14 protein-coding genes are annotated in these 14380 nt (G+C 71.1%); 1 reads left to right on the top strand and 13 read right to left on the bottom strand.

Translation table 11 applies throughout. The annotated features are described in order from the left end of the window. Positions 1 to 32: 32 nt before the first annotated feature. The 13 genes from ElP_RS02175 to ElP_RS02115 form a co-directional block, all read right to left on the bottom strand. Positions 33 to 794 carry an urease accessory protein UreD gene (locus ElP_RS02175; RefSeq protein WP_231749776.1) on the bottom strand — a complete coding sequence of 254 codons (762 nt, stop codon included), beginning with the start codon at positions 792 to 794 and terminating at the stop codon, positions 33 to 35. Between the two features lie 134 nt (positions 795 to 928). Continuing rightward, positions 929 to 1585, bottom strand: coding sequence for an urease accessory protein UreG (gene ureG / locus ElP_RS02170; RefSeq protein WP_145278156.1), 657 nt, complete (start codon positions 1583 to 1585; stop codon positions 929 to 931). Positions 1586 to 1676: 91 nt separating this feature from the next. Beyond that, positions 1677 to 2357 carry an urease accessory protein UreF gene (locus ElP_RS02165; RefSeq protein ID WP_145266827.1) on the bottom strand — a complete coding sequence of 227 codons (681 nt, stop codon included), beginning with the start codon at positions 2355 to 2357 and terminating at the stop codon, positions 1677 to 1679. 8 nt (positions 2358 to 2365) lie between these two features. After that, positions 2366 to 4087, bottom strand: a complete 1722-nt coding sequence (gene ureC / locus ElP_RS02160; RefSeq protein WP_145266825.1) for an urease subunit alpha — start codon at positions 4085 to 4087, stop codon at positions 2366 to 2368. A gap of 51 nt (positions 4088 to 4138) precedes the next feature. Beyond that, the gene (ureB, locus tag ElP_RS02155) at positions 4139 to 4516 is read right to left on the bottom strand and encodes an urease subunit beta (RefSeq protein ID WP_145266823.1); all 378 of its coding nucleotides are present in this window, start codon (positions 4514 to 4516) and stop codon (positions 4139 to 4141) included. A 46-nt stretch (positions 4517 to 4562) separates the two neighbouring features. Next, positions 4563 to 4865, bottom strand: a complete 303-nt coding sequence (locus ElP_RS02150) for an urease subunit gamma (RefSeq protein ID WP_145266821.1) — start codon at positions 4863 to 4865, stop codon at positions 4563 to 4565. 77 nt (positions 4866 to 4942) lie between these two features. Continuing rightward, complete coding sequence (locus ElP_RS02145) at positions 4943 to 5917, bottom strand: urea transporter (RefSeq protein WP_231749404.1); 975 nt, start codon at positions 5915 to 5917, stop codon at positions 4943 to 4945. Positions 5918 to 6131: 214 nt separating this feature from the next. Further along, entirely contained in the window at positions 6132 to 6851 is a 720-nt protein-coding gene (locus tag ElP_RS02140) for a carbonic anhydrase (RefSeq protein ID WP_145266819.1), read from the bottom strand. A 794-nt stretch (positions 6852 to 7645) separates the two neighbouring features. Further along, positions 7646 to 9304 (bottom strand): porin, encoded by a 1659-nt coding sequence (locus ElP_RS02135; protein ID WP_145266817.1) that lies wholly within the window; start codon positions 9302 to 9304, stop codon positions 7646 to 7648. A 379-nt stretch (positions 9305 to 9683) separates the two neighbouring features. Next, positions 9684 to 10853 (bottom strand): AI-2E family transporter, encoded by a 1170-nt coding sequence (locus tag ElP_RS02130; RefSeq protein WP_145266815.1) that lies wholly within the window; start codon positions 10851 to 10853, stop codon positions 9684 to 9686. An 86-nt stretch (positions 10854 to 10939) separates the two neighbouring features. Then, on the bottom strand, positions 10940 to 12424 hold the full coding sequence (locus tag ElP_RS02125) for a serine hydrolase domain-containing protein (protein ID WP_145266813.1): 1485 nt from the start codon (positions 12422 to 12424) through the stop codon (positions 10940 to 10942). A gap of 232 nt (positions 12425 to 12656) precedes the next feature. Continuing rightward, positions 12657 to 12956, bottom strand: coding sequence for an HPr family phosphocarrier protein (locus ElP_RS02120; protein ID WP_145266811.1), 300 nt, complete (start codon positions 12954 to 12956; stop codon positions 12657 to 12659). 190 nt (positions 12957 to 13146) lie between these two features. Further along, positions 13147 to 13410: a hypothetical protein gene (locus tag ElP_RS02115; RefSeq protein WP_145266809.1), complete on the bottom strand. Its 264-nt coding sequence runs from the start codon at positions 13408 to 13410 to the stop codon at positions 13147 to 13149. Between the two features lie 240 nt (positions 13411 to 13650). Between ElP_RS02115 and ElP_RS02110 the strand changes: the two genes are divergently transcribed. Then, positions 13651 to 14376: a gamma carbonic anhydrase family protein gene (locus ElP_RS02110; RefSeq protein ID WP_197446655.1), complete on the top strand. Its 726-nt coding sequence runs from the start codon at positions 13651 to 13653 to the stop codon at positions 14374 to 14376. Positions 14377 to 14380 lie beyond the last annotated feature (4 nt).

Here is a 14380-nt window from a genome sequence, read left to right as displayed (position 1 = left end):
GGCGGCCCTCCGGGCCCCGTCGGGTGGCCCGCTCACGGGCGGGCGGGGGGGGCCGAGAACCAGTGGTTCGGGGCGAGCCCGCTCGACCGCAACAGCCAGGGGGGCGAGCCGGGGCCGCTCGTCCACTCGGCGGCCAGGCTCAACGTGGTCCGGACCAGATCCTCGGTGACGAGGGCGGGGGGGCCGCACCACCGGACGCAAAACCCCGCGTCGTCCAGGGGGAAGGCCGCCCTCCGCAGGCCCGGCGCCGGCTCCGGCAGCGACGCCGGGGGCGGGCCGGACGCATAGAGGGAGCCGGTCGCCAACGCATCGCCGAGGTGCCATTCGACCGCGTCCGGGGTCCATGGGCCGTCCCACCGGAATCGGTCGCGGTAGAGCAGGAGGCCCGATCGCCTGAATTCGAGGTCCTGGACGATCCGGTCGAAGACGAATCGCTCCGACGCCGCCCCCCGCTCGTATCGGCCGGCAAGCCAGATGTCCCCCCAGAGGATCCGGCCCGTCGGCGAGAGGTCGACCCGGCCCCGCTGGTAGTATCGGCTGCCCCGGTAGGGGATCGTCGGGCCGGGCAGGACGACGAGCACGGCGTCGTCCTCCACCTCGACGGCCCACTGCTGGGTGCTGAAGCTGCCGACGGCGGGATGGACCCGGGAGGCGGCCTGGCCGGTGACGACCGCCCGCGTGCCCGCCCTCGACACCAGCTCGATCAAGTGGCCGTCCCCGTCCAGGAGGCCGGCGGTCAGGTTGATCAGGTAGAGCAGGGCCGCCGGCTCCCCCCCGAGGTCGAACGGCGGCATGAGTCGCACGGGGATCTGCTGATAGCAGCGCCCGAGGCGGGTCCGCCCCCGGTCCTCGATCAGTTCGATCCGGGCGCCGCCGACCCGGGCTGCGGGGTGGCCGACCGGCTCGATCCCCCGGAACTCCGGGGGGGTCAGGAGTTCGGAACGCTCGATGCGGCGAGCTGCTCGCGGACCCAGGAGACCACCCGGTCGACCCCTTCCCCCTGGCGAATGCTGACCATCAGGAACGGACGCTCGCCGCGCATCCGGGTGCTGTCCCCCCGCATCACCTCCAGGTCGGCCCCCACGTGGGGCGCCAGGTCGGTCTTGTTGATCACCAGCAAGTCGGAGTTGCAAATCCCCGGCCCCCCCTTCCGAGGTATCTTGTCCCCCTCGGCCACGTCGATCACGAAGATGAAGCAGTCGGCCAGCTCCCGGGAGAAGACGGCCGTGAGGTTGTCGCCTCCGGACTCGATGATCACGAGTTCGAGGCCCGGGAACTGACGCTGGAAGTTCCCGACGGCGCTGAGGTTGGCGCTGGCGTCGTCGCGGATGGCCGTGTGCGGGCAGCCGCCGGTCTGGATGCCGACGATCCGCTCCAGCGGCAGGGCCTCGCGTCGGGAGAGGAACTCGGCGTCCTCGTGCGTGTAGATGTCATTGGTGATGACCGCCAGGTTGACCTCGGGCCAGAGGGCGTGGCAGAGCGCCTCGACCAGAGCCGTCTTACCCGAGCCGACCGGCCCGGCCACCCCGAGGGTGAAGACCTCCCGGGTGGGCCCGGCGTAGCGCGCGGGCCCGGGTCGGCCCATGTGGTCGTGGGGGTGGTCATGGTTCCCGTGGAAGGCCACGCCCGGCCGCAGCCGCCTCCGGCTCGGCCGGGGGGGCAGGACCGACCAGGGATCAGGACCGGAACATGCGGGCGTAGAGTCGCGTCTGTTCATCGCATCGGATCTCGTAGGAAGGGCAGCCGGCGCCGGCCGTCTCGGGATCCCGGTCGAGGAGCGCCCCCGCCAGTCCCCGGATCTCGTCGTGCAGGTAAGCCAGGATCTGCTGGCCGTGCGTGTGGCCGACGGGGATCGCCCGGACCCCGGCCCCGATCACCCCCAGGGCCGCCTGGTGGAGATACGCCGTCAGCACCTCGTCGACCTCGCCGCCGGCCAGGGCGCCGAGCAGGCCGAAGGCGACGGCGTGGTGCCACGCCCCGGGCCGCTCGGGGAGCGACCCGAGGATTGAGGCCAGCCCCGGGGAGGACCAGTGCCAGGTCCCCCCCAGTGCCACGAGCTGATCCCCCATCTCCCGGCTGGCCCGGCGGAGGGAGGGAGGGACCATCGACGCCTCGGCCAGGCCGTTCAGGCGGACGAGTTCGGCCGCCCGGCCGGCCCGGGTCGCGCGGCAGGACGAGGCGACGAGCACCCCTTCCAGCGGCCCGAGCGCGGCGCGGAGCCAGAGGGCGGCCCACCGCTCCAGGGACTCCGCGTCGCGGACCGATCCCCGGGCGATGGCCGCCTCGAGTCCCCAGGAGTGGGTGTAGCCGCTGATCGGCAGGGCCGAGTCGGCGATCTGGAGCAGGCCGAGGTTCATGGATCGGATCAGAACAGGAAATACCGCTGGGTCATCGGCAACTCGGCCAGCGGCTCGCTGCCGACCTTCTCCCCGTCGACCCGGACCTCGTAGGTGTCGGGGTCGACGGTGATCTCGGGGGTGGCTTCGTTGCGCCTCATGTCCTTCTTGCCGATCTCCCGGCAGCCCTCGACCGCCACCAGCTCGCGCTGCAGCCCGTAGCGCTCCGCAATCCCGCCCTCCAGCGACGCCTTCGAGACGAAGCTCAGGCACGACTTCGAGAGGGCCCGGCCGAGCGAGGCGAATTGCGGCCTCATGTAGACCGGCTGCGGGGTGGCGATGCTCGCGTTCGGGTCGCCCATCTGGGCGCAGACGATCAGGCCGCCCTTGAGCACGAGGAACGGCTTGACCCCGAAGTAGGCGGGCTCGTAGATCACCAGGTCGGCCAGCTTGCCGGCCTCGATGCTGCCGACGTGCTGGCCGATGCCGTGGGTGATCGCCGGGTTGATGGTGTACTTGGCGACGTAGCGCTTGACGCGCTCGTTGTCGTTGCGGGCCGAGTCGCCGGCCAGCGCGCCGAGCTGCACCTTCATCTTGTGGGCGGTCTGCCAGGTCCGGACGATCGCCTCGCCGATGCGGCCCATCGCCTGCGAGTCGGAACTCGTCATGCTGATGATGCCGCGGTCGTGGAAGACGTCCTCGGCGCCGATCGTCTCGGCCCGGATCCGGCTTTCGGCGAAGGCGACGTCCTCGGGGATGTCCCGGGAGAGGTGGTGGCAGACCATCAACATATCGAGATGTTCGTCGATCGTGTTGACGGTGAACGGCCGGGTCGGGTTGGTGCTCGACGGGAGGACGTTGGGCAGGGCGGCGATGCTGATGATGTCCGGCGCGTGGCCGCCGCCGGCCCCCTCGGTGTGGAAGCTGTGGATGGCCCGGCCCTTCATGGCCGCGACCGAATCGGCGAGGAAGCCGGATTCGTTCAGGGTGTCGGTGTGGATGGCGATCTGGATGTCGTAGCGATCGGCCACCGAGAGGCTGGTGTCGATGACGGCGGGGGTGGTGCCCCAGTCCTCGTGCAGCTTCAGGCCGCAGGCGCCGGCCTCGATCTGGTCGTCCAGCGGCCTGGGCAGGCTGCCATTGCCCTTGCCCAGGATGCCGACGTTGATCGGCAGCCCCTCGAACGCCTGGAGCATCCGCATGATGTTCCAGGGGCCCGGCGTGCAGGTGGTGGCCCAGGTGCCGGTGGCCGAGCCGGTGCCGCCGCCGATCAGCGTGGTGATCCCCGAGGCCAGCGCCGTCTCGATCTGCTGTGGGCAGATGAAGTGGATGTGCGTGTCCACCCCGCCGGCGACGACGATCTTCCCCTCGGCGGCGATGATCTCGGTCCCGGGGCCGATGACGAGCCTCGGGTCGACGCCGCACTGGGTCAGGGGGTTGCCCGACTTGCCGACGGCGATGATCCGCCCCTCCTTGATGCCGATGTCCCCCTTGACGATCCCCCAGTGGTCGATGATCACGGCGTTGGTGATCACCAGGTCGCAATGCCGGGGGCTCATCGGTTCTTCGAGCGGGCACTGGTCCTGGCCGTCCCGGATCGACTTGCCGCCGCCGAAGATCGACTCCTCGCCGTAGTCGGTCGAGTCGTCCTCGATCTCGACGATCAGCTCGGTGTCGGCCAGCCGGATGCGGTCGCCCTTGGTCGGGCCGTACTTCTTCGCGTACGCCTTGCGGGAGAGTCGGACGCTCATCTCAGGTCGTCTCCGGGGATGGGCCGATCGGCCCGAATCGCGACCGACGTGTCACTCGGAGGCAGAATGGCCGAAGCCCTGGTCCTGGCATCGCCTCAGGCTCATCGTCCGGGTGTACGGGTCATCCAGCCGGCCCGACACCAGGGCGTTGAAGCCGTAGACGACCCGGCGGCCGCCGTAGGGGACGAGGTTCACCTCCTTGACCTCGCCCGGCTCGAACCGGACCGAGGTGCCGCTGGGCAGGTCCGGCCGCATGCCGTAGGCCTTCTCCCGATCGAAGACCAGGGCCCTGTTGACCTCGAAGAAGTGATAATGCGCGCCGATTTGCACCGGCCGGTCGCCGGTGTTATTGACCTTCAGCGTCACGACCGGGCGGCCCGCGTTGAGCTCCAGGTCGTCGCCGTCGAAGAGGTACTCGCCGGGGATCATGCGTCTCTCCCAGGATCGTCCATCGGGGGGGGCGGGGGACGACCGATCAGCGGATCGGCTCGTGGACGGTGACGAGCTTGCTGCCGTCCGGGAAGGTCGGCTCGACCTGGATCATGGAAACCATCTCGGGGACGCCGTCCATGACGTCGGATCGGGTGAGGATCTCCCGGCCGGCGGCCATGATCTCGGCGACGGTCTTGCCGTCCCGGGCCATCTCCATCAGCTCGGCCGTGATCAGGGCGGTCGCCTCGGGCACGTTCAGCTTCAGGCCGCGGTCCTTGCGTTGCCGGGCGACCTGGGCGGCCACGAAGATCAGCAGCTTGTCGCGTTCCTGGGGGGAGAGGTTCATCGGTCGGTCGTCTCCCGACAGCAAGGGGAAGGGGGTTCACTCGTGTTCCGGGGGGCACCGATCTCGTGTTGGCGGGATCAGGCCTCGGTGGCGGGCCCGCCCGACCCTCGCAGGACCCGAGCGTCGAGCCAGCCGAGGGCCAGGACGATCCAGGTCGCCAGGACGAACGGCGCCGTCAGCGCCGGCAGGCCCAGCCTCGGGATGAATTCCGTGAGGGGCACCGAGAGCAGGAGGCCCAGCAGGGGAGGGATCAGCGACCGCCGCCAGAGGGACAAGGCGACGGCCGCCAGGGTGGCGTTGTAGCCGAAGAGCCCCAGCCGGATGGTCTCGAACTGGTCGCGCTCGACCAGTTGCTCGGGGTCGAGGGCCCTCATGGCCGCATCGACGTGGTAGCCTGCCACGAGCATCCCGAGGATCGAGGCCACCAGCACCCAGCCCGCGTGCCCCCGGTCGTTGAGGGCAATCCCGACGAGGAAGAGGATCCCCGTCCAGAGGCTCGCCTGGAACATGACCTGGCCGATGCCGTGGAAGATGGCCTCGAGGCCGGCGCCGACCGCGAGGTTCGGGACGAGCGGTCCGTAGCCGGGACCCGCCGGTTCGACCCCCATCGCCTTCCCCAGGAAAAACACGGCCCAGGTCGTGACGATGAACGGCCCGGTGTAGGTCGGGAACGGCACGGACCGCCGCACGACCCGGGTGACCCACGCCGCAACGACGCAGCCGACGGCCAGCAGGACGACGCTCAATGCCCCCGGACGGAAGAAGAACAGCGTGGCGATCCCGACCAGTGCGGAATTGAAGCCGAAGCTCCCGGCGGACACCCCCGCGGGATCGAACCTGAGCACCCGTGCGGTCGCCCAGCCGATGGCCGAGCCGATCACCGCCCCGACCGCCATCGGCGGCGAGCTCAGCGCGATCCCCAGCGCGAAGCAGGCCCCCGTCAGGGCATTCTCCTGGAAGAACACCTGGCCGATCCCGCGGAGCACCTCCAGGACGGGGGCCGGGACCGCGGCCGAGTACCGCGACAGGGCGTGCCGATCAAGCGTGCTCACCGATCGAAAATCCCTGAATTCATTGAATTGCAAGCAGCGACACGTGATGAGACTGCCATGGCGAGATCTCCGTGTCAATCCCCTCCCCGGCCGCACGCCGCCCCCCGCCGTGACGGGCGGGCGCGTGCGGCCCCCGCCGCGGCGGGAGGGGGCCGCGTGAGGCCGCCGATCGATCGCCGCCGGGCTGGGGGCGAGGGCGGGGAGCCGGCGATCCTCAGTCGAACAGCTCGACCTTGCCCGACCGCAGCCGGTAGACGCCGCCGACGACCTTCAACTCCCCGGACCCGACCAGGTCCGGCAGGATCGGCCCGGCCGTCTTTAGGCTGCCGACGCACCGCTCGACGTTCGCCCGGATGACATTGTCGAGCCGGTCGCCGGGCTTCCCCTCGGCGTCGGCCACCGCCGGCTTGATGATCTTCACCAAAGCGTCGATCGAGCCGGGCAGCGGCTCGTCGGACTCGGAGCGGGCGATGGCCCCCTCGACCGCGCCGCACTTGTCGTGGCCGAGCACGAGGATCAACCTCGCCCCCAGCACGGCGACCGCGAACTCAATGCTCCCCTGCACGATGGGCCCGGCCCCGGTGACGTGGTTGCCGGCCACCCGGACGACGAACAGGTCGCCGACGCCCTGGTCGAAGACCAGTTCCGGGGCGACCCTCGAATCGGAGCAGGCGACGATGATCGCCGTCGGGGCCTGGCCCTCGGCGAGTGAGGCGAAGTCCTCCGGCCGTCGTCGGGTCAGTAGCGAGGTCTGCCCGTTCATGAACCGTCCGTTCCCCTCCAGCAATTCGGCGAGGACGACGTCCGGGTCGGGTGCCCGAGTCGCCGGCACGGCCGATCGAGCGGACCCCGAGATGACCAGGCCGGCCGCCCCGGTCGCCAGGCCGGCGACTCGGACGAACTCGCGGCGGGAAGGACAATGCGGCGGTTGCATGAAGGGCGCTCCAAGGAGGAGGGACGAGGGCAATCGAGGGCGGGGAGGCGTCACCCCACCGCAGTGGTAGATGAGACCGGTCGTGGAAGGAATAATGACCCGGAGCCGGCCAATCCTCTCTCATCGACCCGGCGATTTCCATCTCTTTCCCGGTCGGATCTGGAACTGACCGGGGCGTAGGGCCCCGATCGGATGGGCGTGCGACCCCGAGTCACGTTCGATGGCGGGGGTGAAATGTCGTTCCAGGATCAGGATATGTGTCATTTGCAATGATCTCCGCGTCTCCGGATCAGACGCGGGCCGGGACGACTCGACGGGTCCTCCAGACCGCCGTTTGACGGATGGCCTCGGGGTCGAGTCGGGGCCCCACGCTTCAAGGCATTGATAAATGCACAAGTTTCATTAATGATGCACACATCAAAGTCCTCCCGCCGCGTTTGGCCGCATCGACAGGCTCCGGGACGACTCGTCCTCCGAGCAGTCGCGTCATGAGTTCCCTCCCGGCACGGTCGATTGCTCGACCGCTGTTGCCGCTGAAGGTGCCTCGATGGCCACGGCAGGGGGCCGGATTCGAGATCCTCCGCCTCCGCCCCCACTACCAGGCCATCCTCGAATCACCCCGACCGGGCATCGGCCGTCGCGTCTCCCCACGCCGTCCGCCGGTCGTGACGATCCCTGGCCAACCGGGGAGGCCGTCGACCCACGACACGGGATGGTCGGGGGGATGGCTCGGGGCGCGAGGACGCCTCTGAGCGCCCGGACTCCCCATCCCGGCGGGTCCGGGCCGATCCGCCTCAGAAGTAGAGCTGGAACCGGAGCCAGAACATGTCGGCCGTCTCCTGGAGCCGCCCCGGGGCGTACAGGACCGGGTCGGCGAAGGCGCCGTGCAGCCAGAAGATGTAGACCTTCATATACTCGTTCCAGTACCAGTTTGCCCCCAGCTCGGTCGTGACGGCCCGGTTCGACCAGAGTTCCGGGTTGGCCAGGCCCGCCTCGAAGACCTGCCGGCCCAACTCCAGCGTGCTCACACGGCCGGTGAGCTCCCAGGCGCCGATGCCCCGGCGGTCGCCCTCCCGGGTCGGGATGAGGGGCCGCAGCGGGTAGAGGCGGGAGCGCCGCTCGACCTCCTCCCCGGTCAGGAAGTAGCCGCCGGAGGCGTAGAAGCCCGAGAACGGCACCCGGGTCGACGACCCCGCGCCTGGGGCCGCGTAGCCGCCGTACCCGTACTGCCACTCGCCGATCAGCGACAGCCCCTTGTGGAAGTACGCCGCGTGCACCGAGCCGATCAGCCGGTCGCCCCGCTCGGCCACGCCGGGGTCGAGGATCAGGAAGGGGACCGTCGCCGGCCCGGGCACGTCGGCGCTGGGGGATCCCCCGGCGATCCGGAAGGACCTCGGGACGGGAGACTGGTCCTGGTGGCCGAACCCGACCGAGGCCCCCAGGTTCAGGAACCGGGCCGCGGGCAGGGCCTCCGACATCTGGAACGGCCGGGCATTGAGGTAGCCGACGAAGTCGAGGCCGTTGGTCAGCGGCTCGAACGAGTTCCTCGAGCCGTTGAAGGCGCCGGCGGCGTAGTCGAGGCGCTTGTCGAACAGGTAGCCCCACGCCATCGCGCCGAACTGGCGGTTGAGCGACAGGTTCGTGGTGAAGACCGACCGCTCGGGCTGCATCAGCCAGTAGTTGGAGATCGCGTACTGGTCGTAGAAGAGCGGCGTGAAGAACCGGCCCATCCGCAGCTCGAACCGGTCGTCGACGTGGAAGTTGAGGTAGGCGTTCAGCAGGTTGAGGCCGCCGAACCCCCGGTTGATGGCGAATTCGTACTCGATGGGCTTGGTGATGTTCCCGCTGAAGAAGATCCGTTGGCGGGGCAGGTAGATCCCGCTGTTCGCCGGCTGCTGGTCGCTCGGGTCCCAGACTCGGCCCTCGACCTGGGACTCGTAGTTGACCTTGAGGCGGAACTCGCCGTCGTGGGTCCGGAAGCGGAAGCCGGGCCCGAAGCTGCCGTTCAGGAGCGATCGACCGGGCTCGACGATGCTCGGCAGCGGGTAGCCCGGGGCCGGGGTATCGGGGGCGAACTGGCCCTCGGTGTAGTCGGGGACGGGGTTCTCGACTTGCCGGGGGTCGAAGGGCATTGCGCCCGGTGGGGAGGCCCCGTCGGGGGGCGGGGCCGGATCCTCGGCGGTGACGAACCGACCCGAGACCTCGTCGAGCCGGTCGAGGATCAGCCGCATCTGCTCCTCGTGCTCGGCCCGCGTCCGCTGCAACTCTTCGGCGAGCGCGCGGTTCTGCCGCTCCATCGCGAGAAGCCGCTCGGCGAGCTGGTCCACCGAGACCTGAGGCCCGGCCCCGGTCGGGGCCGGGTGCGCCGGGACCGGCGGCGGGATCGGATCGGGGGGCCCTTGGGCCCGGGCGGCCGGGCAGGCGAGGGCGATCGCCACCCAGGCGGCGGGCATCCCCCCCCGCGACCTCCGGGGGGTCGGGCGGGATCGCACGTCCGAGCGTCCTCCCGGACGGGGTTCGCGCACCATCGCCTCGATTCGAGGGCCTGGCCCTCAGCGGGGCTCCAGGGGATGGCCCGGCCAACCCATCCTTCCGGACGACGGCCCCCGTGAGCGTCCCTCGTCCGGGGCGAGGGGATCAGCCCGGGAGGGGGTGGGGGCACCGGCGAGGCCTCGATCCGCCTCAAGAGGGGCGGATCATAATGGCCATCCCCGGATCTCGCAATCTCACTCTCGCATCGAACCGAAGGCCCGGCAGGGGAGGCCGTGCCGGGGGGACCCGACGGCGTCCGTCTCGCGTCCCGGGAGGTCCGCACCCCGGCCGGTCCGGCATTCAGCCGGCTTCGGGCCGGTCGAGGCCCCGGCCCGAGGCCGGCCGATTCAGCGACACGATCTCCCGGCGGAGGATCCGGAGCAGCGTGAACAGCACCGCCGCGACGATCGGCCCGACGAAAATCCCGAGGAATCCCACCAGCTGGATCCCGCCGAAGACGCTGACGAAGACGAGCAGCGGGTGCATCCCCGCCGTCTCGCCGATGACAAGGACCTTGACGAGGTTGTCGCTCAGCGAGACCACCACGGCCCCGTACACCGCCAGGACGACCGCAGCCGCCGGGTGCCCCTCGGAGAACATCAGCAGGGCCGTCGGCGCCCAGATCGCCGCCGCCCCGAGGAACGGGACCATCGAGAAGGCCACCGTCAGCAGCGACAGGAGGAACGTCCACCGCCCGATGCCGGTCCCCGCGATCAGGTCGATGGCGAAGAGCCCGAGCCCGAGCAGCACCCCCTGCGCCACGGCCGCCGCCAGCGTACCGAGCACGACCCCCCGACAGACCCGGGCGAATTCCCCCCGGATGAGCCGGTCGTGCTCGGCATTCATCGGCGTCAGTTCCTCCCAGCCCAGGATCATCTGCGAGCCGTCCCGCAGGAAGAAGAACAGGGCGATGAGGAACATCACCAGGCCCAGCACCAGGCCGGGCAGGCTGCCCAGCAGCCCCAGGCTGCGTCGGTAGAGCACCTCGCCGCCCTCGGCCCCGATCGTGAGGGCCTTCTCCCGCAGTTCATCGGCATCGAGGGGGATCAGCCGCTCGACCCGCCCGATGGCATCGGCCAGCCTGGGGTCGAGGTCCTGGGCCACCAGGACCCGCCAGTCCTCCCCCGCGGCCAGCCCCTCCCGGAAGTGCTCCACCACGGATCGGAGTTCCGAGACCGCCATCCCCACGGCGGTCCCCAGGGGCCCGACCAGGACCAGCAGGATCAGCAGCGTGATGATCCCGGCCGAGAGCGAGGCCCGCCCCCCGAGGCGGTCGGTCAGCCGGGCGTGGAGCGGGTGGGCCAGCAGGGCGATGACCGCCGCCAGGAACAGCGGCAAGGCCAGCGGGCGGATCACCTGGTAGAACAGGATCGTGACGGCCACCACCACGCCGGCCAGGACCAGGAACGGGATCGGCGGCGTCCTCCTCGGCGAGCCGCCTCGGGGGTTCGGGGACGAGTCGTCGGTCATGGGGTACTCTTCCGGCAGGCCTTCGGGGGTCGCGACCCACTAGTCTGACTCCCTCGCCCCGGGATGGCTAGCCGAACCGCCTCGCCTCAAGGCGCCGATCCCCCCGCCGGGGAGCCCACGAGCCGGGGATGCCCGGTCGGCCCGAAGCCGACGTTGGCCTCGGAATCGAGGAGGAGTCCCTCGCCCGAGAACTCCAGGCGGAGCGAGGCCACGAACGGCGTCTCGTCGAAGCAGATCCGCGCGGTGAAGGTCTCGTCCCCGGTCCAGGCCCCGGCGGCGGCCGCGGGCTGCTCGGGGAAGCGCTCGAAGGCGAGCCTCCCTTCCCGCCAGGAGCCGTGGCCGCAGGAGATTCGCCGCTCCTCCCCGTCGACCCGGAAGGCCAGCGTCGTCCCCTCGCCCTCGGGGCGGAGCGTGACCGACTCGATCCCCCTGGGGTTGTCGGGGAACTCGAACGTCGTCCCCGAGACCCGCTCGGCCGTCGCGTTCGAGCCCGGCCCCTCGGGAGGGGCCAGCGTCAGCCCGGCCAGCCGGGCTTCGAGGGCGGCCCGGTCGTCCTCGGCGGGGGGCAGGGGGGAGGGGCCCATCGCCGGCAGGAGCATCTCCCAGACCAGGTCCAGGACCGCCTGCATGTCCTTCACGCCGGAGGTGATGGCGATCACCGCCTTCTGCTCGGGCAGCACGATGCAGTACTGCCCGAACGCCCCGTCGCCCCGGTAGGCGCCGTGGCGGCTCCGCCAGAACTGGTAGCCGTAGCCCTGGTCCCAGTCGCTCCCGGGGTTGCTGCCGTTGGACGTCTGCCGCGCGGTCGCCGCCCCGACCCACGACTCGGGCACGACCTGCTCCCCCTCCCACCGGCCATGGTTCAAGTAGAGCTGGCCGAACTTCGCGATGTCCTCCGTGCGGACGCTCAGCCCGTAGCCGCCGAGCGTCACCCCCTGCGGGCTGGTGCCCCAGCGCGGGTCGTCGATCCCCAGGGGCTCGAACAACCGGGGGCGGAGGTAGTCCAGGACCGTCTCCCCGGTGGCCCGCTGCACGATCGCCGAGAGCATGTAGGTCGCCGCCGTGTTGTACAGGAAATGCGTCCCCGGCTTGAAGGGGACCGGGTGCGCGAGGAAGGCCTCCGCCCAGTCGTCCGCCGCCCGGAGCGACGGCTCGGACTCGTGGCCGGTCGACATCCGGAGCAGGTCGCTCACGCGCATCGCCGCCAAGTTGGCCCCCGGCTCGTCCGGGGCCTCGTCGGGGAAGAAGTCGATCACCCGGTCGTCGACGCTCAGCTTCCCCTCCGCGACGGCCAGGCCGACGGCCGTCGAGGTGAAGCTCTTGCTCAGCGAATACAGCTCGTGGGGCGTGCCGGGGTCATACGGCGCCCACCAGCCCTCGGCGACCACGTGGCCGTGGCGGACCACCATCACGCTGTGCAGGGCGTCGATCCGCCGCTCGGCCCGCTCGACGAACTCCAGGATCGCCGAGGGCGGGATCCCCTGGTCCTCCGGGCTGCTCCTCGGGAGCCCCGAGGCGAGGCAGGGGACGGTCAGGCAAACGGACAGGGCGAGGGCGGCGATTCGAGTCATGGGTCACATCCGGATCGGGGTCGGATCGACGGGGATTTGCCCGACTATTGGACGAACGGCCCTCCTCGCCGTCAAGCGACCAACGTCGATCGGCAGCTTGCCGAGGAGACGCCGGAGAACGCCCCCGACGACCGAGGAGCGGTTCATCAACCCCGGCCTCGGCCGTCTCCTCGATCGAGCCCCCGATCGGGCTCGTCCGCCCGGGGACCGGGGAGTCGTGCCTCCCGAGCGGTCAGGGGGCATAGTCCTCCTCGGTCATGTGGAACCCGGCCGCCACCAGCCCGGCGAGGGCGTCGAGGGCCTCGTCGGCGTCGGGCCCCCGGGCCTCCAGGCCGATCGTGGTGCCGCACTCGGCGGCCAGGCAGGTCATCTCCAGCAGGCTCTTGCCGTCGACCCGGGCCCCCTGGTGCTCGACCCGGATGTCCGACCGGAAGTCCTTCGCGATCGCCACGAACTTCGAGGCCGGGCGCATGTGCAACCCGTAGGCGTTCACGATCCGGACCCGCCTGGTCCTGGTCGGTTCCTCGTCCATCGTCATCCCCGCTCCGTTTCGTGGGGCCCGGCGAACCGCGAGGTCGTCGTTCGCCCCTGGGCCCGGGAGGGTCGCCCCGGACGCCGCGAAATCCCCCCAATGGTCTCACCGGCCGCCCCCCGGGTCAAAGGGCCGGGAAACCCGGTCCGCACTGCGAGTCAAGGAGCCCGCCGGCCCCCCCTCGGTCGGCTCAGGGTTCCTCCGGCAGCGTCACGGCCGTCTCGGCGTAGCCGGCCATCCATCCGGTCAGCACCCGGCCCACCGCGAGCAGCAACCCCAGCAGCAGGAGCAGGGCGAGGACGTAGGCCATCCAGCCCAGCCGGTGGATCGGGTCGACCTTCCAGGAGCCGGAGGGGGCCCGACGATCGCCCCCCGGACTCCCCGTCGGCTCCCGGCCCGGACTCGGCCGGTCGGCCCGATCCGGCCGGGGAGTCCCCTCGGTCTCGTCTCCCATCGTCGGACTCCCTGGTTCGAGGCCGCCCGGCGAGTCTCCCCCGGACTTCGGGAGGTGGTCGCCGGGTCGGGAGGGTGCGTCGTGCCTGGGGCGTCTCCCCGGTCGTCGGGCTCCGATTTCGCCAGGTTACCACTCCCGGGGGCGTCCGACATCCGCGATCATCGGACCCGCCGGATCGCGACGGCCGACGGGCCTCCCGGTCACGACCCGCCCCGGCCCGGGGCGAACGGGAGCCAGAGCATGATCGACCCCTCCGCCTTCATCGCCCCCGGGGCCGTCGTGCTGGGAGACGTCGCGCTCGGGCCGGGTGCGAGCGTCTGGTACAACTCCGTGGTCCGGGGAGACGCCGAGCGGATCGAGATCGGCGAGGGGAGCAACATCCAGGACCTCTCGATGCTCCACGCCGACCCGGGCGTGCCCTGCGTCGTCGGCCGTCGGGTGACGGTCGGCCACCGGGCGATCCTCCACGGCTGCACCGTCGAGGACGACTGCCTGATCGGCATGGGGGCGATCCTGCTCAACGGCGTCACGATCGGGGCCGGTTCGGTCGTCGGCGCCGGGGCCTTGCTGACCGAGGGGACGGAGGTGCCGCCCGGGTCGCTCGTCCTGGGGATGCCCGAGAAGGTGGTGCGGCCCGTCGGCGAGTCGATGCGGGCGCGGATCGACCACGCCTGGCGGCATTACGTCGAGGAGGCCCGCCGCCACCGATCCGGCGAGGTCCCGCCCCACCCGCCCACGCCCCCGCCTGACGCGGGGGAATCCGTCCGATCGAACGCAACCGCGACTCGGTGCAGCCGCCCCCAAGGTGAACTCGATGAGGTCCCGGGCCCCGACCCTGCTGCTGGCCTGCGTCCTCCTCCTCGACGCGACCGAGGTCGCCCGGGCGGAGGACCGCATCGACCCGGAGGTCCTCCGCGCCCTCGGCACGCCCGCCGGGGGCGAGTCGGTCGACCGGGGGGGTATTGAACCG

The organism is Tautonia plasticadhaerens (assembly GCF_007752535.1).
Classification (GTDB): Bacteria; Planctomycetota; Planctomycetia; order Isosphaerales; family Isosphaeraceae; genus Tautonia; species Tautonia plasticadhaerens.
This window is presented reverse-complemented; position numbering and strand designations above follow the sequence as displayed.